The following is a 25,200-nucleotide window of genomic DNA, read 5'->3' on the forward strand; positions in this document are numbered from 1 at the left end:
GACATTCAAAACCAGTATTCCAGAACACTTTGCCTTAGTTGGCGAGCTCGCTATGCGATTGCGTTAAACGCAGGAGGATCGCGCACTGCAAAGGCTGCAGTGCGGGGTATGCCCCTTCAAAATGGAAGATCGTTCTAGGCGCTCGTCTTGCGAATTTGAGGAGCGGATATTGCCTGATCCGCTTCACGACGGTCTGAAACAGATCCACTGCCACGGAAATGCTTTTCACCGCGTGCAGGCGCAATCGACAGATAGTGGATGCGTTTTTGTTCCACGCGCGCCCGTGACAGGGAATCCAGGATCACGCCTGCGGTGAAAGACATCATCGCGCCCAGCAACAGGGTCATGGCCAGCATCCAGGTCGGCATGCGACTGACCAGACCGGTTTCGAAGTATTCTGCCAGCACCGGCACGCTCAGGATCGCGGCGAGACCAAACAGGCCTGCGGACACTGAGCTGAAAAACATGAATGGCCGGGTTTCCTTCACCAACATGCCCATCATGCGCAGAATGCGGAATCCGTCGCGAAATGTGGACAGTTTGCTTTCGGAGCCTTCGACGCGGCGGCCATAATCGAATTCGATCTCGGACACGGGCAGACGCAGGGTCGACGCGTGGACCGACATTTCGGTTTCGATTTCAAATCCTGGTGACGAGGCGGGAAAGCTCTTGGCGAAGCGACGCGTAAAGGCGCGATACCCGGAGAAAATATCTGTGAAATCGCTGCCGAACAGGGCGCGATAGATCATGTTGAACAGGCGGTTGCCGAAAGCGTGGCCATTGCGACCTGCATCCTCGGTAACGTTTCGGCGCGTGCCCACCACCATGTCTGCCCGGTCTGCCAGCAGCGTATCGATCATGCGCGGCGCGGCGGTCGGATCATACGTCCCGTCGCCGTCGGCCATCACATAAACATCGGCTTCAATGTCCGCGAACATCTGGCGCACGACATTGCCTTTGCCCTGTCGGCGCGACGGTACGACGGTGGCGCCTGCAAAGGCGGCCTGGGCTGACGTGTCGTCGCTGGAATTGTTGTCATAGACGTAGATGCGGGCGGCTGGCAGGGCCTTGCGAAACCCGATGACCACGGACGCGATTGATTTGCCTTCATTGTAGCAAGGCAACAGGACGGCGATATTCAATCGGGCAACATCTTCTTCGGTCATGGGTTTTCAGCGCCTCCCTCTTTAGGGTTTCCTACACCCCCACTGGTTAAGTTTGCCTTTCGGGAGTGGAAGGCTTGGTTGCCTGCAGAGTGGGAAAGGGAGGTCGTGCAAACTCGGTTCGACGCCAAAATCGCTGTGTTGTTTGTGGTCGTGCCGGTCTGGCTGGTCGCATCTGCCGCCCTCCAGGGAACGCTTGGATCGATCGGGCCTGATGGCGACGACGTGATGCGGCTGGTCCAGATCAAGGATTTGCTGAACGGCCAGGACTGGTTCGATCTCCATCAATACCGGATGGGTCCAGACGGCGGCACGGCGATGCATTGGTCGCGACTGGTCGATCTTCCCATCCTCGCGCTTTTCAGCCTGTTTGACCTGTTCCTGCCCTCCGAAACGGCGCTTGTCTGGGCTTATTCGGCATGGCCACCTCTCAGTGTACTCATCGTGCTCGGCGGTCTCTATGTGGGCGCGCGCCAAGTCGGCGGCCGGGCAGGGGCCTTGGCCTGTCTCGTGCTCAGTATTTTTGTCTACTCCGCTCATTATCGTTTCCGACCGGGAGCAATTGATCATCACAATCTCCAATTGGCGCTTATGGCGGTGGCGATGGGGCTTGCGCTCGATCCACAGCGTCGGGCCAGCAGAGCGGTCGGCGCAGGTCTCGCTCTGGCAGCGTCCGTTGCCATTGGCGGCGAAGTCTATGTATTCGCAGCCGCGATATGCGCATTCATGGCCCTGGATTGGGCCGTGTCCGGCGCCGCAGCCATGCGCAGCGCAGCCGGGTTTGGGGCGGGTCTTGCCGCCGGATTGGAAATTGCCTTCTTCGCGACGGTCGCGCCGTCTCAATACACTGTCGTGGCGTGCGACGCGCTTTCTGCGGTCAGCTTGTTGGCTGGCATGGCGGGTGGATTTGGTCTGGCCGCCGTCGCATTGCTCATGTCAGGTCGCATATGGTGGCTGCGGCTGGGTACGCTGGCGCTGGTGGGGGCCGCCTGTGCAGGGGCACTGGTTCTGGTTGGCCCGGAATGCTTGTCCAATCCGCTGGATGAGTTGTCTCCGGATGTAAAAACCCTTTGGCTCGACCGTGTGGATGAGGCGCGCCCGATCTTCGCAGAACGATCAGACCTTGTCGCGAAGCTTGGATTTTGCCTTGGCATCACGGTTCTCGCGCTGGGGCTCTGCCTTTACGGCCTGTATCGCCGCCAGCGGATGCGCGCGAATTTCCTGTTTGTGGCGCTGCTCGTCTCGGCAGTGGCGATGACCCTCTACCAGACCCGCTTCTACGTATTCGGCCACCTTTTCGCGGTCATTCCGTTGGGCTTGTGGATCGCAGATATCTACCGCACCGGCAAGGCGCGCAACGCGTCCAGCGTTGCCTATATTGGCGCGTTGGCCCTGAGCGTACCCTTCCTGTGGGCATTGCCGGGCCTCCTGGTGTCGCCTGCAGTTGAGACAAACAAGACCGGCGACAAGGCCGATTGCCTGCAGGACGGTCTGTTTGCCACCTTGGAGACGCTTCCGAAGGGCCGGGTCCTCGCGCCGGCTGATTTTGGCCCAAAGATCCTGAATCGCACCGATCACAATGTCCTGCAGGGCAATTATCATCGCAATCAGGACGGCATCAGTCAGGCCATCGAGCTGTTGCTGTCCCATGCAGGGGAGACGCGCGCGAAGCTATCCCGCAGCAGGATCGACTATATCGTGACCTGCCCGGCGGATGCCGAGACGAAACTGATGACCACGCATGATCAGGACGGATTTGCGGCACGTCTCAAGCGCCAGGAGATCCCGGATTTCCTCGACAATATCCCGCTCGACACAGGTGCGAAAACGCCAGCGCGTCTCTATCGGGTGCTTGGGGACGGAGCCGTCGACCAGAAAGATGAAGATCTTTCCTAAAGCATCTTTGGCCTTTATTAACGATTGCCGTACGATGCGTTCCGTTGGCGATGTGGACGGTTGTCTGGGATCGGAAAAAATCCCTTTTAAAACAGCGCAAATATTCACCATGAACGCTGCGTACCACTTATGTGCCGAGCGACTCTTGCATTAAAGCGGCGTTAACGGCAGATGGTGTATGGGGCTGTGTAAAGAATTGCACATGCGTGCCGGGCAAAACCGCTCGGCCGCTCAAGAAAGAGCTCGGGTACGACATGATTGGTAGCCTCCTCGGCATGCTGTCTACGGACATGGCCATTGACCTTGGGACAGCGAACACGCTGGTCTATGTGAAGGGGCAGGGCGTCAAGCTCGATGAACCCTCTGTCGTTGCCTACATGACGCAAGGCGGTCGCAAGATTGTCTATGCGGTCGGCGAGCAAGCCAAGAACATGCTCGGCAAGACTCCGGTAAACATGGAAGCCATTCGCCCGATGCGAGATGGCGTGATTGCTGATTTCGAAGTCGCCGAAGAAATGATCAAGCACTTCATCCGGAAGGTTCACAACCGCCGGGCGTTTGTGTCTCCCCTCATCATCATCTGCGTGCCAAGCTCCGCCACCAGCGTTGAGCGCCGCGCTATCCACCAGTCGGCCCTCGCCGCAGGTGCCCGCGAAGTGCAGCTGATCGAAGAACCAATGGCCGCCGCAATCGGCGCGGGCCTGCCGATTGATGATCCGGCCGGGTCCATGGTCGTGGATATTGGCGGCGGTACGTCTGAAGTGGCGGTCTTGTCGCTGGGCGGCATTGTGTATTCGCGCTCAGTCCGCGTTGGCGGCGACAAGATGGATCAGGCCATCGTCAATTACCTGCGCCGCGAGCAGAAGATCCTGATCGGCGAAATGTCCGCTGAACGGATCAAGAAGGAAATCGGCACGGCCCAGCCGCCGGAGAATGGTACCGGCATGGCCCTGACCGTTCGGGGGCGCGGCACGCTGGATGGCGTTCCGAAGGAGACCGAGATCACCGAAGCGATGATCGCCGAAGCGCTGCGTGAGCCCGTGACGGACATCATTGATGCTGTTAAGATTGCACTCGAAGCCATGCCGCCGGAACTGGCTGCGGATATTGTTGATCGCGGTATCGTTCTGACAGGTGGCGGCGCCCTGTTGCGCAATCTCGACACGGTCATCCGTGAGCAGGCTCAATTGCCGGTCATGATCGCCGACGATCCGCTGAAATGTGTTGTGAATGGCTGCGGGCACGTGCTCGAGAATTTCACGAAGATGCGTACGGTGCTTTCACCCGAAGTCTGATTGAGATGAGCTGACAGGGGTAATTTCGCAAGGGAACTGGCCAATGGCGCGCCTCGGCCGATCAGGATCGAAGAGTCAGAAACGCTCTCCCAAGCGTCTAATCCTCGGTGTGTTCATTTTCGGCGCGATTGCGCTCGTCCTGGCCCAGTCCGCTCCGCAAATTCGCACGCTTTTCAATCCCGTTCGCACGACCGTTGGTGACCAGCTAGGCGGCAATGAGGGTTTCAATGCCTGGGCATGGGTGACCGGCCAGGCCAAGCGCGAGCGACGAATCAAGGAACTCGAAGCCGAAGTGCGAAATCTCTCGCGCTACAAGGCCGCCGCCATTTCAATGGCCGAGCGCCTCGAAGCGTATGAGGAAATCCTCAACCTGGTGGGCGAGCCACCGGCACGGGGCGTGACTGCGCGGGTGACCGCAGAGAATGACGGACCGTTCGCGCAAACCATTCTGGCCAATGCGGGCCGTGCGCAGGGCGTCGAGCCCGGCGCGGTAGCCCTGAACGAGGGGGGGCTGGTCGGCCGCGTCATTCAACTCGGCGAGTACTCTTCTCGCATCCTCCTGATCACCGACTTCAACAGCCGTGTCCCTGTCATGGGCGAAGTCAGTGGCGTGCGGGCCATTCTCTATGGTGGCCGCGATGGCCTCGGCAGCCTGACGGATTTGCCGGAGCGCGATGATTTTGTCGAAGGCGAACGTATCCTGACCTCCGCCGAGGGTGGCGCTTTCCCGCGGGGGCTGATCGTGGGTGAGGTTCGCAAGGTTGGTGATGACTGGCGGGTCAAATTCTCGATGGCAGAGCGTGATGGCGGCTATGTCCAGATGATCCCGGCCCCAGAGATACGCAAGCCAATGGAGCTTGAGGTGGAAGAACCCACCGTTGCTGCAAGCCCGGCACAGGGGGCGCGCCAATAGGATGTCGCGCTCTGCTCCCCGCAACAAGAAAAGCCTGTGGTCGCAGACCGGCCCGACGCCCCGTCTCCTGTTCGGGGCGTTTGCCATTGCGGCCATCGGATTGCTGGGCCTGACACCGCGCGAAATCTTCGGCTTCTCGATTGCCTGGCCCTATGCTGCATTGTGGGGTGCCGTCGGCTGGGGCAGGGTGGGCCTGTCGCTGCGTCCGATGATCCTGCTGATCATTTTTGGCCTCGTGCAGGATGTAACATTCCACGCGCCGCTCGGATGTTTTGTCATCGTCAACCTGCTCGCCTACGGTGCCAGCACCGCAATTGCTGATATGTTCGATGTCATGAACGAACCTCTTGTCGCGATCATGTCACCCGTTCTGCTGTTCTCCGGGGCCTTTCTCATCCTGTGGCTCATGGCGTCGACGCTGGAAGACCATCCCGTCCGCGTGGTGCCGCTGTTTGCGTCCTTGCTTACAACCGGGCTCGCCTATGCCGTGCTCCAGAAGATGTTCGACCTTGGCCGCAGGCCGGGTGAACTTGCGGGGCAGGCCGGATGAGCAAGAAGACTGCCGATCTCGATTTTGCGTTTACACGCCGTACCGCAATTGCCGGGGCTGCAGGCGGCCTTGTATGGGCCGGCCTGATTGCGCGTCTGTTCCAGCTGCAGATCCTCGATCAGGAACGCTATCAGGCACAGGCCGAGGCCAACCATATCAAGCTGCAACTCGCCCCGCCGCAGCGCGGGCGTATCCTTGATCGGTTTGGACGGCCGCTGGCCTCGCACCGCCGAGCGGGCCGCATCTCGATCACACCGGAACAGACTGACAATCCAGAGCATACGCTCGCGCAGATCGCCGCGCTGATTGAGCTGCCGGATGAGCGGCTCGAACGCATAGCCAACGAGATCCGCCTCAGCCGTCGCCGCAATGCCGGTTTCGTACCCGTCACGGTCGCGCACGAGCTGACCTATGAAGACTTTGCGCGCATGAACGTGCACGCGGCGGAGATGCCCGGTGTGAATGTCGAAATGGCGCTAACGCGGTCCTATCCGCGCGGACGCGATTTCGCGCATGTGTTGGGCTATGTCGCACGCGCCAGCCAGGATGATCTCGTTCGGCTGACTGACGACATGACGGACAAGGAAGCCGAGACACTGAAGACCATGTTCCGGCATCCGGACATGCGGACAGGTCGTCAGGGCATGGAGCGCTTTGCTGAAGAATGGCTGCGCGGCAAGCCTGGCTACCGCAAGCTGGTGACCAATGCACATGGCCGCGTGATTGAGGAAATTCCGGACGAGCGGCTTGCGCCAACGCCCGGCAAGGACCTGTTCGTCACCATCGACTCAGACCTGCAACGTGTCGCGATTGAACGCTTCGAGGGCGAAAGCGGTGCGGCCGTTGTCATGGATGTCGAGAGTGGTGACGTGCTGGCCATGGTCTCCACGCCTGCCTTTGACCCGAACGATTTCGTCAATGGCATCTCGACCGCCAATTATTCCGAACTGCGCGACGATACACGCTCACCGCTCTATCCGCGTGCGCATGGCGGTGTCTACCCGCCGGGATCGACGTTCAAAATGGTCGTCGCGACGGCCGCGCTGGAAGCTGGCGCGATCAAGCCGACCGACCGTGTGCATTGCAATGGCTATTACCATTTCGGCAACCGGACCTGGCATTGCTGGAAAAAGGGCGGGCACGGCTCAGTGAATTTGCACACGGGCATCAAGGGCTCGTGCGATGTCTATTTCTACGAGATCGCCCGACGTACAGGCGTCGACAAGATTGCCGAAACCGCGCGCAAGTTCGGCTTTGGTCAGGACTGGGTGCTGGGTATGACGGGCGGCCGGGGCGGCCTTGTTCCGGATCGCGAGTGGAAGCAACGCGTCCGCAAGGAAAACTGGTATGAAGGCGAGACGCTGAATTTTGGCATCGGTCAGGGCCAGCTTGGCACCACGCCATTGCAACTTGCGCTGATGACGGCGCGGATCGCGACCGAGGGCAAACCGTTCAAGCCGCGAATGATTGGCATTGGCCCGCAGTCGCAGGATGATCATACGCTGGATGCGCCGCTCGACCCGGAAGTCATGAAGCTGATGAAGGCAGGCATGTATGGCGTGACCTCCGAAGGTGGAGGCACGGCCTATCGATCCGGTGACCTTGGCCTTGGCGGCCCGCGCCTGGCTGGCAAGACCGGTACGGCGCAGGTGCGCCGTATTACCCGAGAAGAGCGCCTCAGTGGCGTGCGCTCGGGCAGCGAGATTGCCCGCGAGCTGCGTGACCACGCCTTGTTTGTGGCCTATGCCCCGGCGGACAATCCCAAATACGCGATTTCGGTTGTCGTCGAGCATGGGGAAGGGGGCTCGCGTACGGCTGCGCCCGTTGCGCGCGACATTCTACATTTCGCGCTCAAGACAGATAGCCGCCGCAAACCGTCCTATTCGCAAAGCGCGTCGCTGCCGACCTCCATGACCGATGCGGGAGAGCCAACATGAACCGCGAAGGGTTTACCGGCTTCTCGCGCGGCGAAGCGCGGACGCGCACGGCAACCTCTCTCAATTTCGACAATCAGGGGCCGCTGAACAAGCTGATGCGACTGCCCTGGGGCTTTATCCTGCTGATTGCGGCGATGGCGCTGACAGGCATCGCGATGCTGTATTCTTCAGCGCACACCAATCCTGCCGAAGCGCATCTCTGGAAGTTGCAACTGGTGCGTTTCGTTGTCTGCTTCTTCATGATGATCGGGCTGGCCATGTTGCCGCTGTCCTGGTGGATGCGGTTGGCCTTTCCTGCCTATGTCGGCACGATTGTTCTGCTCATCCTCGTGGAGGTCATGGGCGTTACGGGCGGCGGTGCGCAACGTTGGCTGCAGATCGGGCCGGTTGCCGTACAGCCTTCGGAATTTGCCAAACTTGCCGTCACAATGGCGCTCGCACGATATTACCAGATGGTGCTGCAGCCCCAGACCGGTCGCGTCATGGTGCATCTGGGCGCGTTGGCGATCATCCTCCTGCCAGCGGCGCTGATTTTCAAACAGCCCGATTTCGGCACGACGTTGGCTCTGGTCGCGTCAGGTGGCGTGGTTATCTTCCTGGCGGGCCTGTCAGTTCGCGTGATTGGGACTGCCATCATCGGCGGTGTCGCCTCGGTCTGGCCGGTCTATCAGTTCGTGCTGGCACCCTATCAACGCGAGCGCGTCGACACGTTCCTCGCACAATTGTTTGGCGGCGCGACCAATGCACTGGGCGAAAGCTATCAAATCGAACAAGGCAAGATCGCCATCGGCGCTGGCGGCCTGAACGGACGTGGCTTCCTGCAGGGCATCCAGTCTCAACAAGACTATGTGCCTGAACAACATACCGACTTCATTCTCACTGTGATCGCAGAAGAGTTTGGCTTCCTTGGTTCGACCGCGCTGCTTGTCGGCTTTGCGGTGCTGCTGGGGTGGTCGCTCTATAGTGCGGCGCGCTCGGTCAGTTGGTTCGGCCGTCTCGCATCTGCGGGAGCCGTCGCAACCGTCGGCTTTTACATCGTGTTCAATGTGGGCATGGTGTTGGGCTTGTTGCCGGTGGTTGGAATGCCCTTGCCATTGATCTCGTATGGCGGCACAGCCATGCTGACGACCATGGCGTGCTTCGGGCTCATCATCGCGGCGCACATGCACCGTGACGAGAAACTGACAGCCCGAGGTCTATTTTAGCACTAAAACATAACAGTCGTTGATTTTTGTTTCGCCGAAGATAGGTTCGCGCAAAACTTGTACCCGGGGAGAGGGCGTATGGCAGGAGAAATTGGCCGCAAGACGGACCATTGGGGTTCGCGCTTCGGTTTCATCATGGCGGCGGTCGGCTCGTCCGTTGGCCTCGGCAATTTCTGGCGTTTTCCATTCACCGCGGGGGAGAATGGCGGCGGCGCCTTCATCATCATCTATCTGTTTTGCGTCCTGTTCCTCGGCCTGACCGTGCTGATGGCGGAATATGCGCTCGGACGGAAGTCGGGCATGTCGGCCATTGAAGGCATCCACTCTCTTGCGAGAGCCGAGAACAAGAGTGAGAATTGGCAGGTCGTTGGCTGGATCGGATCGCTCGGCGCCTTCTTTATCCTGACCTTCTACATCGTTATTTCAGCCTGGGTGCTTGCCTTCATCCCGCAGGCATTTGGGGGCACCTTCAATGGCTTTGCCGCCGAGGCCGCCCGCCTGACGGCGGAGACTGGCACTACTGTTTCAATTGCGGATGTGTCGGCTAGCAATTTCGGTGAAACGATCAGCAACAAGTACGTGATTGGTGGCCTGCTTGCTTCCTTCCTGCTGACAAATGTTTTTGTGGTGGCGCGCGGCGTGAAAGGTGGCATCGAGAAAGCTGCAACCGTGCTGATGCCTGCCTTCTTCATCCTGCTGATCGGGATCGTCGGTTTTGCGTTGGTTGAAGGCGATGCGGGCGCAGCCGCCGATTTCCTGCTGACCCCTGACTTCAGTGAAGTGACCATGGGTACGTTCCTTGAAGCGGTCGGTCAGGCCTTCTTCTCGCTGTCAGTCGGCTCCTGTCTGATGATTACTTATGGCGCCTATCTCAGCCGCGATACAAACATTCCGCGTGCTTCGGCGATCGTGGCCAGCGCGGATACGATGGTGGCGCTGATTGCGGGCTTCGCGATCTTCCCGATTGTCTTCGCATTTGGCGCAGACCCTGCGGGCGGTCCCGGCCTGTTCTTTGTGTCCATGCCGATTGCATTCAGTCAGATGGGCGCACTGGGCGTCTGGGTTGGTGGCGCCTTCTTCCTGCTCGCTCTGTTTGCGGCGTTCACGTCATCCATCTCCTTGATGGAAGTTGGCGTGGCATGGTTGGAAGAACGTGAAGGGGTCACGCGCCCGGGCGCGGCCATGGGCATCGGTTTCATGCTGTTCATGATCGGCATGGGCTATGTCTATTCCACCGACTTTATCGACTTTGCAGACATTATCACCGGCAACATCATGCTGCCGCTCTGCGCGCTGCTGTTGGCTGTGTTTGCGGGCTGGATTGTCAGTCGCGAGATGCTGACGACCGAGCTGGGCGAAGGCACGATCATGAACCTCTGGCGCTTCATGTGTCGCTGGATCGTGCCGCCGGCGCTGGCCTTCATTCTGGTGCTGGGCACGCTGACCAAGCTTGGCGTGATCTAGACGACGCGCCAAGCATGCGAAGTCATCGGATTGAGGGGGCGGTTATCCGCCCCCTTTTTTCATGCAACCATTTCAGTTCTTGCCGGACCAATCCGGCGGCGGCGCAGGCATGGCATTCTGCCCCTGTCTCCAGCCGTGATGCTCAGCGCGGTTGGTGGGAGTTGCGGTCGCCCATGGCCGCCGCTCCAGCGGCGGAAGATATGAGGGTCGCGCCCTGATACTTCCCCAATACCCAAGACTGCGTGGCCTGAAATATCTTCCGCCCGCTACATTTATCGAAAAACCCGGAAGGCGATGCCTGTCCGGCCATTGGCGCTAGGACTTCAGTTGGCCTGCATACATGTCGGCTAAGTCATCCGTGGCCTGAATGAGCTTGTCGACAATACCTGGCTCCATCGAGGAATGACCGGCATCGGGTATGATATGGAGATCAGCTTTCGGCCATGCCTTGGACAGCGCCCATGCGGTCGACAGTGGCGTAACCACATCGTATCGCCCATGTACGATAGTGCCTGGAATGTCCTTCAGCTTGGTCTCGGCCTCGTCCAGCAACCAGCTATCATTCGCGAAGAAACCACGATTGACGAAATAGTGGCATTCGATGCGCGCGAACGCGTCGACGAAATCATCTTCATTGAAGCGGGCAGGGGTCGTGGTCGGACCCTTGATGGACAGGGTCTCGCCCTCCCAGCGCGACCATGCGCGCGCGGCTTCCACGCGAACCTGCCGGTCTTCACCTGTCAGGCGGCGATGGAAGGCCATCAGCAGGTCGTCGCGCTCGTCTTCCGGGATCGGCTTGATGTACCGGTCATAAGCATCCGGGAACAGACGGCTGGCGCCGGATTGGTAGAACCACTGGATCTCCGCCTTCGAGACCAGGAAGATGCCGCGCAGGACAAGGCCCAGCGTGCGGTCGGGATGTGTGACGCCATAGGCCAGCGAAAGGGTCGACCCCCACGAGCCGCCAAAGACGACCCATTTGTCGATCCCGAGCATGTCGCGAATCGACTCCATGTCGTCGATCAGGTCCCAGGTCGTGTTTTCGCGCAATTCCGAGTGCGGGGTGGAGCGGCCACAGCCGCGCTGGTCGAACAGAATGATGCGATATTTGCCCGGATCGAAGAAACGCCTCATTTCTGGGCTAGAGCCGCCTCCGGGGCCTCCATGGACGGCAATGACGGGAATCCCGCTCGGATTCCCCGATTCTTCCCAGTAAATCTCGTGGATTTCACTGACTCGCAGCCGTCCAGAGCGTCTGGATTCCAGTCTCGGGAACAAAATGCGGCGGTTTGGGCGTCTGTTCATGCAGTCTTCACCTATTTTCAGTCAAATTCACAGCCATTACTGGACTTGGTCCAATTGCGTCCGTAAACATTATTACAGGTGTGGTCCCAATCAGGTGTGTAGGTGGCTGTCAAATGCGTAGTATAGTTCTGGGTGCATCCCTATGCCTTTTGGCGGGGTGCGCAACCGTCTCGATGGTACCCGGTGAGGCGTCGGTGGAAACCAGCCTTACGCAGTCCCAATCTGCCTTGCGCAAAGTATCAGCCGACTATTGTGCGGACGCTGTGAAGAATGGCTGGATCGAAGCGACAGGCGGCCTTGCCGCATTTGCGTCCACGCTGATCAACGGAAAATCCGATAGTGACGATAGCCGGGACTATGCGTCCCGCATCGGAGCGAAGTCTGATGCCCCCTCGCTTGTACTGGCCCGCATCGTGTCGGACGCACAGGCCGCTCGCACCGGTCTGGCAGATGTCAGCCGCGAAGCCCGCGATGTGCTGCAGTCCGGCAAGGAAGATACCGCCAGCCGCGCTGACGTGATGAGCTATGAGCGGGCACTTGTTCGCGCGCAGATGGCCTATCGCAATTTCCAGGGTGCCATGGGTGAAGTGACTTCACGCCCTGACATGGACATGGATGTGGCGCCGGTTGACCGTGAGCTCAAATCCTTCGCCGATACGATTGATGACGCGCGTGAGACGGCTGATGGTCTGGCCGACAAGTACGCCTCGCTGAGCCGGTCGACGAGCTAGGCTTTCCGCGCGCCCAACGCGCAGCACGCCCATCCCACCAGATATGATATGCCGCCGATCGGGGTGATCGCACCGAACCAGCGCGGCGCGCCGAGCGCCATCGCATAGAGCGAACCGGCGAACACAATCGTCCCGAATACGAACGCCCAGCCGGCTTTGCGCACAAGGCCCGTCTTCGCATGGAGCGAGATGGCGAGCGCCGCGGCCGCGTGGGGCAGGGCATAGAGCGTGGCGGTGTGCCACCAGTCGAGCCCTTCAGGGGTCAGCTGGCCGTCCAGCGCATGGGCGCCAAATGCGCCCAAGGCGACGGCAAGAAAGCCCGTGAGGGCCGCGAAGATGCCCAACCGGTTCATGCCATGCCACTCGGCTGGCGCGGGATGGCATAGGTGACGACGGCATGGCTGGAGGGCTTTTCAGCGCCCTCGATCCGCACATCGACATCCATGACCGCCAGTGCCTGTCCGATCTTCATGATGCGCGCATCGGCGACCACGACGTCTCCGATACAGGGACGCAGGAAATTGATGCTGAGATTGCTGGTCACCGTCATCGGCTCATGTCCTGTCTTCGTCATCACCGCCATGTAGGCTGCGGAGTCGACCAGAGCCATTTGAGTGGGTCCGGAAATATAGCCACCAGGGCGAAGGTGTGAGGAGTCGGCAACAAGTCGCATCACAGCGCGACCGTCTTCCATCGAAACCACTTCGCTGCGATTGTCCTGGGTCTCGAATGCCCCTTTGAGAAATGTGTTGGCTTCTTCCGCCGTCATCTTGGTCATCTAAATGGAGCCTCCCTTGGCGTCACGTCTTGAACCGCGTGTCTCTGTCGTTCACCCTACTTGCGGGACGTTGCCCGCCAAGAGGTAACGCGAAGGAAGGAAATGACATGCTGACCGCCGGAGACGAATACCCGATTCACCAGACGCCAGAGCCCATCGCCTTTTCCGGCTCAGACCGGAATTTCTATGACCGGTTCTTTTTCAATGGCTATTCCGCCGATGGCGAGACCTTCTTCGCGGCGGCGATGGGCATTTATCCGCATCTGAACATTATCGACGCGGCGGTCTCGATCCTGCGCGGTGGCAAGCAGCATTCGGTTTTCTTCTCCCGTCCCCTCAATATGGAGCGGATGAACACATATGTCGGGGGCTTCTCAGTCGAAGTGGTTGAGCCACTGAAGCGTATCCGATTGAAAGTTGAAGAGACCGAAGGCATCGCGCTGGATGTGGAGTTCGAGGGCAGGGCCTTTCCGATCGAAGAACCTCGCTTCACACGTCGGCAGGGGCCGCGCATGCTGATGGACGTCACCCGAATGACGCAGAATGGACGATGGTCCGGCAAGTTGCGCCTTGATGGACAGGAAATCACTGTGTCGCCAGACAGCTGGACGGGCACGCGTGACCGCAGCTGGGGTGTGCGCCCGATCGGCGCGCAGGATACCCAGCCGCTGATCCCGCCATTGCCGCCGCAATTCTACTGGATCTGGACGCCGACGAATTTCCCCAACCTCTCAATGTTCTATCATGTGAACCATGATGAGGCGGGTGAGGCATGGAACACCCGCGCCGTGCTGGCGATGGATGGCGCCGGACAGGGCGAATTGCTCCATCTCGACAAGCCGCACATGGACATCAATTACACGCCGGGCACACGGCGGATGAAGTCGGCCAAGCTGCATCTCGAGGACGGACAGGGAAATCCGCATACGGTGAGTTTCGAGCCGTTCGGAACCTTCCTGATGAAGGGCATCGGCTATGGCCATCCTGAGCGCAAGCATGGCTCCTATCATGGTGACCAGTTGTCGGTTCTCCGCGAGGATTACGAGCCTGAGAAGATGTCTTGGCAACAGCCTGAAAATCTCCACATCCAGGCCATCGCCCGCGCACGGCATGAAGGGCCGAGCGGCTTGTCATCCGAAGGCATCGGCGCCTTCGAACAATTGTTCATGGGGCCTCACGCCCCCAGCGGTTTCAGGGATATTCTCGACGGGGCGGCCTAGCCCCAGAGCGCTGATGTTGGAGGCCTGACCATGCCGTCCGAATAGGTCAGGCCATGCGCGATGTCTTCGGCGAGCCAGAGCGGGCCGTCCAGGTCTGCCGCGTCAGCGAGGCCGGCCAGTAGAACGGCGGGCGCCATCGACAATGATCCGCCCACCATGCATCCGAGCAGGACACCAAGTCCGCTTTCGCGTGCGGCGCGGACCGTGCGAATAGCTTCTGTAAGCCCGCCGGTCTTGTCGAGCTTCACGTTGACCGCATCGTAGCGGCGGGCGAGTTCCTGGATCTCGGCGCTCGTATGGGCGCTTTCGTCTGCGCATACGGATACTGCGCCGGGCCACCTTAGCAAGGCCTCGTCTTTGCCAGCCGGAAAGGGTTGTTCGATCAGGACCACGCCCAGGTCTGCGGCACGCTTTACGATGGCAGGGAATTGTTCTGGCAGCAGACCTTCATTGCCATCCACGATCAGGCGGGCATCGGGACGGGCCGCATGAACTGCTTCGATCCGTTCAAGGTCTTCCGGTCCGCCCAGTTTCAGCTTCAGCAAACGGCTGGGCGTTGAGCGCGCGGCCTCGGCCATTGCGTCCGCCGTGTCGAGGCTGACCGTAACCGCAGTCTCGATCGGCTTGGGTTCGGGAAGGCCCGCCAGTTTCCACACAGGTGTGCCGGTCAGTTTGGCTTCCAGATCCCACAAGGCGCAGTCGACGGCGCACCGGGCAGCGCCAGCGGGCATGGCGGTCTGCAAGGCCTCCCGGCTGAGACCGCCTTCGATCTGAGCCCGACGGGCTTCGATCGCTGCATGTACCCCGGTCTGGGTTTCGCCATAGCGCGGGTAGGGCACGCATTCACCCCGTCCGACCGCCTCGCCCTCGCGGATGGTGACCCGAATTGTATCCGCGCTGGTCTTGGCGCCGCGTGAAATGGTAAACGCCGTCTTCAGGGGTGAAGAAACATCAGTAATTTCAAGTGTTCGCTGGCCCATGTATGGTCCCAATAGGTGAAATTTGAACAATCATGCTTTTCAGGTCTTAAGCATGTTTGGATAGGGTGGTCAGGTAGAAAAGCAATTGAATGGCGAACCCTAGCATCCCCGAATTCGCGCTGGAAACCAGCGGCGAACAGACCGTCCTCCGTGTCTCGGGGGACTGGACCGTGCGCACGGTTCAAGCCGTGGACGACGGTTTGCGCGATTTGGAGGCCCATGAGGGCGCGCTCGTGTTGGACGCTGCGGCGCTCGGCAAGCTCGACACCGCCGGCGCCTTTGTCATTGACCGCACGCTGCGACAATTGTCAGAAGCGCCTGCCCGAATCGAGGGCAACCATTCCAACGCCGAAAACCTGATCGGCCAGGTGCATGCCGTGACCGATGTGGAAGAGCCCAAGCGGCCGCCACACGGCGGACTGGTCGATATGCTTGAGCGGACCGGCCGCGGTTTCATGAACATGCTGGGCGAAGCCAAGGACACGTTGGCCTTTCTCGGTGAGACGCTGGTGACGACATTTCGACTTGTCCTGACGCCCTGGAAGTTGCGCTGGACCTCTATTGTCTCTGTGCTTGAAGAGGCTGGTCTCGATGCGATGCCAATCATCGCGTTTCTCTCTTTCTTTGTCGGTATGGTGGTGGCCTTCATTGGCGCGACAACCCTGCGCGACCTGGGCTCTGAAATCTTTGTGGTCGAGCTGATCGGTTTTGCCATGCTGCGCGAGCTTGGGGTCATCATGACCGGCATCGTTCTGGCGGGGCGGACCAACTCCTCGTTCACGGCGCAAATCGGCACGATGAAGATGCGCCAGGAAATCGACGCCATGCAGACACTCGGCCTGAAGCCGATGGATGTGCTGGTCGCGCCGCGTATCATTGCGATGGTTGTGGCCACGCCGGTACTCGCCTTTGTAGGCACGCTTGCAGGCATTGCAGGCGGCGTCATCGTTGGCTGGCTGGCACTGGACATCAATCCGGCACTCTTCCTTGACCGTCTTCAGTCGAACGTGCCGTTGGACCAGTTCTGGGTTGGCATGTCCAAGGCTCCGGTGTTTGGGTTCGTGGTGGCGCTTATTGCCTGCCGTCAGGGCCTGAATGTGGGTGGCAGCGTCCAGTCGCTTGGCAGCAAGACAACCACATCGGTTGTGCAGGCCATCTTCTCGATCATCGTGATCGATGCCTTGTTCGCCATCTTCTATATGGAGATGGGCATTTGACCGACGAAATCATCATCCGCGTGCGTGACCTGAAGACCGCTTATGGGTCTCATGTCGTACATGAGCATCTTGATCTTGATATTCGTCGCGGCGAGATCATCGGCGTCATCGGCCCATCGGGTTGTGGCAAGTCTGTGCTTTTGCGCGCGATCACTGGCCTGAAGGAACCTTCGGCGGGCAGTATCGAAGTGTTCGGCAAGCGATTGGAGACACTCGACCCGGACGAGCGCGCCGCCGTGGAGCGCAGCTGGGGCGTCATGTTCCAGGACGGCGCACTGTTCTCGAACCTCACCGTGCGCGAGAATGTCATGGTGCCCATGAAAGAGCACACCGACCTCTCGCCGCAGCTATGCCGCGAACTGGCTGACATGAAAATTCTGATGGCGGGCCTGCATGGGGATGCCGGTCCAAAGTTCCCGTCCGATCTGTCAGGTGGCATGCGCAAGCGCGCGGCCCTTGCGCGGGCCTTGGCACTCGACCCGGAACTCCTGTTTCTGGATGAACCTACCGCCGGGCTCGACCCGATCACAGCAGCCAATTTCGATGCGCTGATCCGACAGCTGCAACGCGCATTGGGCCTGACGGTCTTCCTTGTGACGCATGATGTGGATACGCTGCAGGCAACTTGTGACCGGATTGCCGTGTTGGGCGAGAAACGCGTGCTGGCAGTCGGCACAATTGATGAATTACGGGCCTTCGATCATCCGTGGGTCCAGGAATATTTCGGAGGTCCGCGTGGGCGGGCCGCGACGGGACACTAGAAGAGGACCCGGAGACGATGGAAACGCGAGCGAATTACGCCCTGATCGGAGCATTCGTCCTGATCGCCACGATGGCCGTGGCGGTATTCACGCTGTGGCTGGGCCAGTCCCAGTTCCGGCAGGATTTTGAAGCCTATGATATTGTCTTCGAGGGACCGGTCTCGTTGGAGCAGGGGGCTTCGGTGCGCTATATCGGCATCAAGGTGGGTGAGGTCTCCTGGGTGCGGATCGACCGGGGGGATCAGTCCAAGGTACGGGCCCGGATACGTGTGGACGCGGAAACCCCTGTGAAAGTGGATTCTACGGCCTCTATCCAGCTGGCCGGCATTACGGGCATCACATTTGTTCAGATCACGGCAGGGTCACCCAAGGCAGCGCCCCTGCGTGCGCGGCCGGGTCAGCCCGTGCCCGTCATCAAGGCCGAGCGGACACAACTCGACGAAATTTTTGCCGGTGGCGCCGAAGTGCTCGGCAAGGCCAACCGGACCATTGAGCGGGTGAACCTGATCCTCACGGATGAGAACATTGAGTCCCTGTCAGCCACGATCCGCAACATCGAAACACTCAGCGGGCAACTCGCCGCCTCCGATGGCACGATGGCGCAAGCGACCCAGACGCTGAAAGATGTGTCGGCGGCGAGCGCGCGCTTTGAAGCGGCCTCTGCGTCGTTGGAATCCTTCGGGACGAATGCAGACAGTCAGATGACCGAGTTCGGCTCGCAGGCCAATGCGCTGGTCGCCGAAATCCGCGAAGTGGCTGCCAGTGCGAACAAGACGGTTGAGCAGAGCAATCTCGCGGTACTTGCGGCGACAGACGCCATCGAAGGCCCGGCCACGGGCGCGCTGGTCGACGCGCGTCTTGCCAGCCGGGATTTGCGCCTGTTGATCAACCGCCTCGACCGGGTCGCGCGTGAATTGGAACAAAACCCCCAGGGCTTCGTGGTCGGTGACCCGGCCCCATATGAGGAGAGCCGCTAGATGATCCGTGTTCTTATGACTGGCCTTGCGGCCTGTAGCCTCGCAGCATGTGTGTCTGTCTTGCCAGAGCCAAAGGTGCCACAGGGCCTCTATCGCTTTGCGCCGATGGAAACAACCTACGATTTGGATGCGTCTGTTCTCATTCGTGAGCCGGATGCGTCACGCCTCGTAGCCGGTCGGGCGATTGCGGCGGAAGACTCCAGTGGTGCGCTACGTTTGGTGCCGAATGTGGAATGGACGGATTCGTCGACACGTCTGATGCAGATGGCGATGCTGGACGCGTTGCAGGGGCAGGGCGCAGGCAAGGCGATTGCGCCCGAGACGGGAGCTTCAGCGCCCTATGAGCTTTCCTGGCAGGTAACGGATTTCACCTTGTCCGGCACGACCGGACGGTGCCGCGTGCGCGCGACGCTCATGGACGGTGGATCGCGAGATGTGCTGGACCAGATCGTGGTCTCGAATTCTGCCAGTGCCAATGGCGGGTCCAATGCAGACCGTGCCAAGGCGCTGGGCGAAGCAGGCCGGGCCTGCGTGAACGATGTGGCGGCCTTCGTCAGCCAGTACATCAACGTTCACGCAGACGCGCCTGAGGCTTGATCTAGCCGCTTTTCATCTGGTCGAACGCAATGTCCTTGTCCACGCGGACATCCTGGGGCAGGCCCAGAACGCGTTCGGCGATGATGTTTTTCAGGATCTCATCCGTGCCGCCTGCAATGCGCAGGCCCGGGGCCCACATGAAGCTCTGCTGGAAGATGGCATCGGCTGGCATGCGATCTGAATCCGTCAGGATGCCGTAATGGTCCTGCATCTCGATGGCCGAGTTACAAATGTCCTGAAGGTGGTTGGCGGTGATGATCTTGCCGATCGAGTTTTCCGGTCCCGGTGTCTGGCCGCGTGACAGGGCCGTCTGCGTGCGGAACTTGGTCAGCTTGTAGCCTTGCGCGGCAACATACCAGTCGGCCAGTTTCTCGCGGAAAGCCTGATCAGACATGGTGCCGGCTTCCTTGGCATAGGCCATGATCTCCGCCCAGTCCGGGCCAGGGGAACCGCCCACGGCAAGGCGCTCGTTCATCAGTGTGACGATGGCCACTTTCCAGCCCTGACCGACTTCGCCGAGACGGTCGGAATCCTTGATGCGGACATCCGTGAAGTAGACTTCGTTAAACTCGCGACCACCAGATGCCTGGTGGATCGGGCGCACTTCGACGCCAGCCTGTTTCATGTCCACGATGAACATGGTCAGGCCCTTGTGCTTCGGCACGCTCGGGTCGGTCCGGGTCAGCAGGATGCCGTAATCGGAATAGTGTGCGCCGGAGGTCCAGACCTTCTGGCCGTTGATGACCCATTCGTCGCCATCCTTGACGGCGCGGGTCTTCAGTCCCGCAACGTCAGACCCGGCGGAAGGCTCGGAAAAGAGCTGGCACCAGATTTCCTCGCCCTTCATCGCCTTGCCGACATAGCGCTTCTTGTGCTCGTCGGAGCCGAACGCGATGACGGTCGGGATGCACATGCCGAGGCCGATGGTGAAGGGGCCGGTCGGCGCGTCGAACTTGCCTTCTTCCTGGTTCCAGATGACCTGCTGCATTGGCGTGCCGCCGCGCCCGCCGATCTCTTTCGGCCAGGTGATCTGAGCATAACCGCCTTCGGATTTTGTCTTCTGCCATTGCTTGGCAAGTTTCATGAATTCGCTGCCGTCCACGCGCTGACGCAGCGGCTTGTCGCCCTTGGGCTCGAGGTGCTTGCCGAGGAAAGCGCGAGCTTCGGCGCGGAATTCGGCTTCTTCTTTGGTGTCATTGAAGTCCATGAGTCATTCCTCCTTAGGCGGCATTCTTGTTTTCAAGGGTGCGGACGAGTTTTTCTTTCCACACTTTGGGCGCTCCGGCCTGAACGGCCAGCAGCTTGGCGCGGCGGTAGAAGAGGTGGCAGTCCACCTCCCATGTAAAGCCCATGCCGCCATGGGTCTGGATGTTTTCCTTGGACGCGAACCAGAAGGCTTCGCATGCTGCAATGCGCGCCGCGGCGGCGGCTTCCGGCAGTTCGGCGGCACCCGTCGAGACGGCCCATGCGCCGTAGAAGCAGTTCGAGCGAGCAACCTCGTTCTTCACATACATTTCAGCGAGCTTGTGTTTGATCGCCTGGTTGCCACCAATGGGACGGCCGAAGGCGTAACGCTCTTTTGCATAGTCCGTCGCCATTTCCAGCGCCCGGGAAGCGCCGCCCAGCTGTTCGAAGGCGAGCAGGACAGCCGCATGATCCAGGACCTGGTCATTCAGCATTTCGCCGTCGCCAGCGTTTCCAAGGCGCGTGGCCGGAGCCTTGTCAAAGACGATTTCGGCATGGCTGCGCGTTGGGTCCAGTGTCTGGAGCGTCTTGCGGGTCACGCCTTCGCCGGTCAGGTCGACCAGGACCAGGCTCGCGCCGGAGCCTTCCTTGGCCAGCACAACGGCGTGCGTTGCGATATCGCCATCGGTGACCGGGACCTTGGTGCCCGAAAGCGTGGAGCCGTCGAAGGTCGTTTTCAGCGAATCCGCTGCTGGATTTCCAGGGCCTTCGCTGGCAGCGTAGCAGCCCATTACATCACCGCTGACGATACGCGGGAGGATTTCGGCCTGTTGCTCATTCGAGCCAGCCAGCTTCAGCGCTTCGGTGAAGAAGTAGACGGTGGAGGCCCACGGAACCGGAGCCAGGACGCGGCCCATTTCTTCTGCCAGCACGCACACTTCGAGCAGGCCCAGGCCGAGGCCGCCATGCTCTTCCGGGATGGCCGTGCCGAGCCAGCCCATTTCCACCACCTTGTTCCAGACAGTTTCATTGTGGCTGACATCGTCGTCATTCAACACCAGACGGACGGCCGTCATGGGGCATTCGGCTTCGAGGAATTTGCGGGCCTCATTGCCGAGAAATTTCTGGTCTTCGGAAAAGTCGAAGTTCATGTCGCTTGCGCTCCCCTTTGTGGCCGGTCGGGCCACTCTTTTTCTTCAATGATGAGCAAAATAGCGCGGTTTACGTGCGCGGAAACCCGTCACCCAACGGAAACGCGAAAATCCACTTTTGGTGGGAAATCGTGCCGGTAGGTCAAATTTCATCGATCGGTTTCACTGCGTTGAAAGGCCCAGATGGCAAAAATCACGTCTGAATTCGGGAGCAACTGATGGCCAAGGCGTTATTTCACAAATCGCAGCGCGTCTTCGTGAAGCCCGTCGGAACGTGGGCGCTGATCGAAAAAGTCGTGCCGCATTGGGTCAAGGACGTGGATGAACCGCTCCGCGTGACCTATGAGTGCGGATTGGGACGCAGTTTCCAGTCTCATGAACTGGCGGCTGAAGAGAGCTTGGCGAGGGATTCGCATGTCCTGCGCCCGGATGACGACGATTCCCTGCTGGAGCACTGGCATATCGCTCGCCGCCGCGCGAAATGGCGGGCCAGTATTGGTGGCCTCGGCATCAGTGATGTCGGGACCTATCCCGTGGTTGTGACGGATGAAGATGACCAGGGCGGTTGGCGCGTCACGGGCGGCGAATATGATCGCGACCCGCAACGTATCGAGCATCAGGCCCGCATGATCGCCTGCACGCCGGACTTGTTGCAGACCGTACGTCAGATCGCGGACTTCTGTCAGGAAAAACCGGATGACTGCCCGTCCGAACTCAAGCAGGTCGCCCAGCGTTGCGCATCGATCCTGCGCTTTGTCTATCAGCTGGATGACGCGGCTGAGGCAGATTCAGCGACGGTCGCGGCTGAATAGCCGCCCCTGTCGACCAAGTACCCCGACAACAAGAACTCCGACCAGCGCGCCGCCCAGATTGGCCGCAACGTCAAGGCTGGACCCCTCGCGTCCGGCCTCGCCAAGCATTTGCGCAATCTCAAGCCCGATACCGAACAAGCCTGATATGCTGAACGCCAAAGCAGCCGGGCGTGGGCCCACCCCGAACGCCACCGAGAGCGACGCGGCTAGGGCGGCGTAGGCTGCAAAGTGTTTGATCTTGTCCGACAATTGCGGAGCAGGGGCCTCACTGACCGGGACAAGGGAATAGACTGCGATAATGATCGCCAGTCCGATTGCGGCAAGCCCCGCCAGACTGCGGATGAGGGGATGAGACAGAAGTGCGCGCATCAGGCCTCGCCATTCGGGTTGATATCTGCAGACGCATGGGCGCTAGCCCTCGACGTTGCCAGCCAGACTCCCTAACTGAAAGACTGAAATCCTGTTTGCCGGAGAAAACATGCGCACTGAAGCCCCCATTGCCGTTCAATTGTCGGATTATTCGTCCTATCCCTTCGAAATCGAGCAGGTGGATCTGAGGTTTGACCTTCATCCGGATGCGACGCGGGTGCGCGCCGATCTGAAGGTCCGCCGGACAGGTGACGCGAACGCGCCCCTGGAGCTTGACGGCGAAGCGCTGGAGTTGAAGTCGATCGCAATTGATGGCGTTGCAGTGCCGGATGATGCCTACCAGCTGACGGAGACCGGACTGACGCTGGCAGAGGTGCCAGACGCGTTTACGCTGGTTACCGAAGTTGAGATCGCGCCCTCAAAGAACACTGCGCTGTCGGGTCTCTATATGTCAGGCGGCCGTTTCTGCACCCAGTGCGAAGCCATCGGATTCCGTCGCATTACGTTTTATCCCGACCGTCCGGATGTGATGAGCCGCTTCACCGTGCGCATGACGGCCGACAAGGCGACCTATCCCATCCTGCTGTCGAACGGTACGCCGGGCGAGGCAGGCGATGTGGATGATGGTCGTCACTTTGCGGTATGGGATGATCCGCACAAGAAGCCGGCCTATCTCTTTGCGCTCTGCGCTGGCGATTATGATGTCTACTCTGATCAGTTCACCACCATGAGCGGCAAGACCATCGATCTGGCAATTCATGTCGACAAGGGCGATGCGGATCGTGCGGCCTGGGCCATGGACAGCCTCAAACGCTCAATGAAATGGGATGAGGAGACCTATGGCCGGGAGTATGATCTCGGCGTGTTCAATATCGTGGCTGTGCGCGACTTCAATTTCGGCGCCATGGAGAACAAAGGTCTGAACATCTTCAACTCGGCCTATGTGCTGGCTGACGAAGACACCGCGACCGACGCAGATTTCGAGGCCATCGAAAGCATCGTCGCCCATGAATATTTCCACAACTGGACTGGCAACCGGATCACGTGTCGAGACTGGTTCCAGTTGTGCCTCAAGGAAGGCCTGACGGTTTTCCGTGATCAGAATTTTTCTGCCGACATGCGCTCGCGCCCAGTGCAGCGGATAAAGGACGTCATCCGCTTGCGCGCACGCCAGTTTGCCGAGGATGCCGGCCCATTGGCGCACCCGGTGCGCCCGACCACCTATGGGGCCATCGATAATCTCTACACGGCCACGGTCTATGAAAAGGGCGCGGAGATAATTGGCATGCTGCGCCGGATGCTCGGTGAGGAAACCTATCGCAAAGGCATGGACCTCTATTTCGACCGTCATGATGGACAGGCTGTCACCATCGAGGATTTTTATGCCTGTTTCGAAGAAGTCAGCGAGCAGGACTTCACTCAGTTCCGACTCTGGTATTCGCAAGCCGGAACGCCAGAAATCACGATGGAAGAAAGCTGGAATCCGGAAACGCGCGAGATTGCTGTCACGCTGAAACAGAAGACGCCAGCAACACCCGGCCAACCAGCCAAGAAGCCGATGCTGATCCCGATGGAAATGGCGTTGATCGACGATGAAGGCAACATGGCTGAATGGATCACGCTTCTGGAAGATGAAGAACTGACCATGACCTTCGACCTGCCGGAAGGATCTGAACGCCCTCTGGTGTCGATCAATCGCGACTTTACCGCGCCGGTACGCATCAAGCGAGCGCTCAGCCGCGATGACCAACTCGCGATGATCCGACTGGAAACGGACCCGTTCAATCAATGGGACAGTGTGCAGAACCTCGCCAAGCAAGAAATTTTGGCCCTGTCCGAAGGATCGCAGGCAGAGCCGGATGATGCGCTTGTCGAAGCGATGGCTGTGGCTATTCGCGGCGCGGTGGACGACCCGGCCTTCGCGTCGCTCCTGACACGCCTGCCGGATGTGGGTGAACTGTTCCAGGAACGTCAGCCGGCTGACCCTGTGGCGTTGAACACCGCGCGCAAGAAATTGCAGGCAGCCCTCTACAGCAAACTCTCCGATTTTGTGGATGACATTCTCGCCAAGTCTTCCCCGGAACCTTATGATCCGGGAGCAGAGCAGGCGGGTGAACGCGCCCTGCGCACGGCATTGATCAACCTGTTGGCAGCATCAGGCCACGACGAAGCGGGTGAGCGCCTTCTGGGTCTCTATAACGCCGCCACCAACATGACCGAGAAGCTCGCTGCGTTGCGCGGCCTGGCAGGGCTGGAAGGCGCGGCGCGGGAGACTGCACTGGCCGATTTCGAGAGGACGTGGAAATCCAACCCGCTGGTCATGGACAAATGGTTTGGCGTACAGGCGGGTACCGGTGATGCCGCAACCGTTTCAAAACTGGCGGCGCATCCGGACTTCGACATGGGCAACCCCAATCGCGTCCGCTCGGTCGCGGCGGCTTTTGCAATGCAGAATCTGTCCGGGTTTCACGCGCCGGACGGCTCTGGATATGAAGTCATCGAAGGCATTATCCTTAAGGCCGACAAGGTAAACCCTGCGCTCGGTGCCCGTCTGCTGACTGCGTTTGAACAGTGGCGCATTCTGGAGCCGAAGGCGAAGGCAGAGGCAGAAGCCTGCCTCCGCCGTCTGCAAGCTGCTGATTTGTCAAAGAATTCTGCAGATATCGTGTCCCGCGCGCTGAGCTAGGCGGCGGA

The 25,200-nt window shown here is 59.9% G+C and carries 23 protein-coding genes; 15 read left to right on the forward strand and 8 right to left on the reverse strand.

What is annotated here, in order from left to right; genetic code table 11:
* Nucleotides 1-134 precede the first annotated feature (134 nt).
* A complete protein-coding gene (locus tag CFA77_RS03630) occupies nt 135-1,166 on the reverse strand; it encodes a glycosyltransferase (protein WP_206992294.1) in 1,032 nt (343 codons plus the stop codon).
* 105 nt (nt 1,167-1,271) lie between these two features.
* Here CFA77_RS03630 and CFA77_RS03635 point away from each other — a divergent pair, with 105 nt between their 5' ends.
* The 7 genes from CFA77_RS03635 (at nt 1,272) to CFA77_RS03665 (ending at nt 10,423) form a co-directional block, all read left to right on the forward strand.
* Nucleotides 1,272-3,059, forward strand: coding sequence for a hypothetical protein (locus CFA77_RS03635; protein WP_206992295.1), 1,788 nt, complete (start codon nt 1,272-1,274; stop codon nt 3,057-3,059).
* 254 nt (nt 3,060-3,313) lie between these two features.
* The gene (locus tag CFA77_RS03640) at nt 3,314-4,354 is read left to right on the forward strand and encodes a rod shape-determining protein (protein WP_206992296.1); all 1,041 of its coding nucleotides are present in this window, start codon (nt 3,314-3,316) and stop codon (nt 4,352-4,354) included.
* 43 nt (nt 4,355-4,397) lie between these two features.
* Nucleotides 4,398-5,267, forward strand: a complete 870-nt coding sequence (gene mreC, locus CFA77_RS03645; protein ID WP_206992297.1) for a rod shape-determining protein MreC — start codon at nt 4,398-4,400, stop codon at nt 5,265-5,267.
* A gap of 1 nt (nt 5,268) precedes the next feature.
* On the forward strand, nt 5,269-5,817 hold the full coding sequence (locus CFA77_RS03650) for a hypothetical protein (RefSeq protein ID WP_034815904.1): 549 nt from the start codon (nt 5,269-5,271) through the stop codon (nt 5,815-5,817).
* Nucleotides 5,814-7,754, forward strand: coding sequence for a penicillin-binding protein 2 (gene mrdA / locus CFA77_RS03655; protein ID WP_206992298.1), 1,941 nt, complete (start codon nt 5,814-5,816; stop codon nt 7,752-7,754). Before CFA77_RS03650 ends, mrdA begins: the two co-directional genes overlap by 4 nt.
* Entirely contained in the window at nt 7,751-8,959 is a 1,209-nt protein-coding gene (rodA, locus tag CFA77_RS03660) for a rod shape-determining protein RodA (protein WP_242517474.1), read from the forward strand. The genes mrdA and rodA overlap by 4 nt, the downstream gene beginning before the upstream one ends.
* 78 nt (nt 8,960-9,037) lie before the next feature.
* Complete coding sequence (locus CFA77_RS03665) at nt 9,038-10,423, forward strand: sodium-dependent transporter (RefSeq protein ID WP_206992299.1); 1,386 nt, start codon at nt 9,038-9,040, stop codon at nt 10,421-10,423.
* Nucleotides 10,424-10,738: 315 nt separating this feature from the next.
* Here CFA77_RS03665 and pip read toward each other — a convergent pair whose 3' ends face one another.
* Nucleotides 10,739-11,728, reverse strand: a complete 990-nt coding sequence (pip, locus tag CFA77_RS03670) for a prolyl aminopeptidase (protein ID WP_034815912.1) — start codon at nt 11,726-11,728, stop codon at nt 10,739-10,741.
* 113 nt (nt 11,729-11,841) lie between these two features.
* On the opposite strand from pip, the gene CFA77_RS03675 reads away from it, so the two are divergent.
* Entirely contained in the window at nt 11,842-12,459 is a 618-nt protein-coding gene (locus CFA77_RS03675; protein ID WP_206992300.1) for a hypothetical protein, read from the forward strand.
* Here the strand turns inward: CFA77_RS03675 and CFA77_RS03680 are convergent.
* Entirely contained in the window at nt 12,456-12,812 is a 357-nt protein-coding gene (locus CFA77_RS03680) for a DUF423 domain-containing protein (protein WP_206992301.1), read from the reverse strand. The genes CFA77_RS03675 and CFA77_RS03680 overlap by 4 nt on opposite strands.
* Nucleotides 12,809-13,237, reverse strand: coding sequence for a PaaI family thioesterase (locus tag CFA77_RS03685; RefSeq protein ID WP_034815921.1), 429 nt, complete (start codon nt 13,235-13,237; stop codon nt 12,809-12,811). Before CFA77_RS03685 ends, CFA77_RS03680 begins: the two co-directional genes overlap by 4 nt.
* Nucleotides 13,238-13,344: 107 nt before the next feature.
* On the opposite strand from CFA77_RS03685, the gene CFA77_RS03690 reads away from it, so the two are divergent.
* Complete coding sequence (locus CFA77_RS03690) at nt 13,345-14,457, forward strand: hypothetical protein (RefSeq protein ID WP_206992302.1); 1,113 nt, start codon at nt 13,345-13,347, stop codon at nt 14,455-14,457.
* On the opposite strand, the gene dgcA is transcribed toward CFA77_RS03690, so the two are convergent.
* Complete coding sequence (gene dgcA / locus CFA77_RS03695) at nt 14,454-15,437, reverse strand: N-acetyl-D-Glu racemase DgcA (RefSeq protein ID WP_206992303.1); 984 nt, start codon at nt 15,435-15,437, stop codon at nt 14,454-14,456. The two genes, CFA77_RS03690 and dgcA, sit on opposite strands and share 4 nt — an antisense overlap.
* 89 nt (nt 15,438-15,526) lie before the next feature.
* Between dgcA and CFA77_RS03700 the strand changes: the two genes are divergently transcribed.
* Genes CFA77_RS03700 through CFA77_RS03715 form a run of 4 tightly spaced genes read left to right on the forward strand, consistent with a single transcriptional unit; the run spans nt 15,527 to nt 18,989 of the window.
* Nucleotides 15,527-16,654 carry an ABC transporter permease gene (locus CFA77_RS03700; protein ID WP_206992304.1) on the forward strand — a complete coding sequence of 376 codons (1,128 nt, stop codon included), beginning with the start codon at nt 15,527-15,529 and terminating at the stop codon, nt 16,652-16,654.
* Nucleotides 16,651-17,415, forward strand: coding sequence for an ABC transporter ATP-binding protein (locus CFA77_RS03705; protein ID WP_206992305.1), 765 nt, complete (start codon nt 16,651-16,653; stop codon nt 17,413-17,415). Before CFA77_RS03700 ends, CFA77_RS03705 begins: the two co-directional genes overlap by 4 nt.
* Before the next feature lie 17 nt (nt 17,416-17,432).
* Nucleotides 17,433-18,392, forward strand: coding sequence for an MlaD family protein (locus CFA77_RS03710; RefSeq protein ID WP_206992306.1), 960 nt, complete (start codon nt 17,433-17,435; stop codon nt 18,390-18,392).
* On the forward strand, nt 18,393-18,989 hold the full coding sequence (locus CFA77_RS03715; protein WP_206992307.1) for an ABC-type transport auxiliary lipoprotein family protein: 597 nt from the start codon (nt 18,393-18,395) through the stop codon (nt 18,987-18,989).
* A gap of 1 nt (nt 18,990) precedes the next feature.
* Here the strand turns inward: CFA77_RS03715 and CFA77_RS03720 are convergent, their stop codons facing one another.
* Nucleotides 18,991-20,196: an acyl-CoA dehydrogenase family protein gene (locus CFA77_RS03720; RefSeq protein WP_034815938.1), complete on the reverse strand. Its 1,206-nt coding sequence runs from the start codon at nt 20,194-20,196 to the stop codon at nt 18,991-18,993.
* Nucleotides 20,197-20,209: 13 nt separating this feature from the next.
* On the reverse strand, nt 20,210-21,325 hold the full coding sequence (locus CFA77_RS03725; protein WP_206992308.1) for an acyl-CoA dehydrogenase family protein: 1,116 nt from the start codon (nt 21,323-21,325) through the stop codon (nt 20,210-20,212).
* A gap of 218 nt (nt 21,326-21,543) precedes the next feature.
* Between CFA77_RS03725 and CFA77_RS03730 the strand changes: the two genes are divergently transcribed.
* On the forward strand, nt 21,544-22,137 hold the full coding sequence (locus CFA77_RS03730) for a hypothetical protein (RefSeq protein ID WP_206992309.1): 594 nt from the start codon (nt 21,544-21,546) through the stop codon (nt 22,135-22,137).
* Here the strand turns inward: CFA77_RS03730 and CFA77_RS03735 are convergent.
* Nucleotides 22,114-22,506 carry a VanZ family protein gene (locus CFA77_RS03735; protein WP_206992310.1) on the reverse strand — a complete coding sequence of 131 codons (393 nt, stop codon included), beginning with the start codon at nt 22,504-22,506 and terminating at the stop codon, nt 22,114-22,116. The two genes, CFA77_RS03730 and CFA77_RS03735, sit on opposite strands and share 24 nt — an antisense overlap.
* A gap of 109 nt (nt 22,507-22,615) precedes the next feature.
* On the opposite strand from CFA77_RS03735, the gene pepN reads away from it, so the two are divergent.
* A complete protein-coding gene (gene pepN / locus CFA77_RS03740; RefSeq protein ID WP_206992311.1) occupies nt 22,616-25,192 on the forward strand; it encodes an aminopeptidase N in 2,577 nt (858 codons plus the stop codon).
* Nucleotides 25,193-25,200 lie beyond the last annotated feature (8 nt).

The organism is Hyphomonas sp. KY3, from assembly GCF_017309975.1.
In the GTDB taxonomy this organism is placed as follows: domain Bacteria; phylum Pseudomonadota; class Alphaproteobacteria; order Caulobacterales; family Hyphomonadaceae; genus Hyphomonas.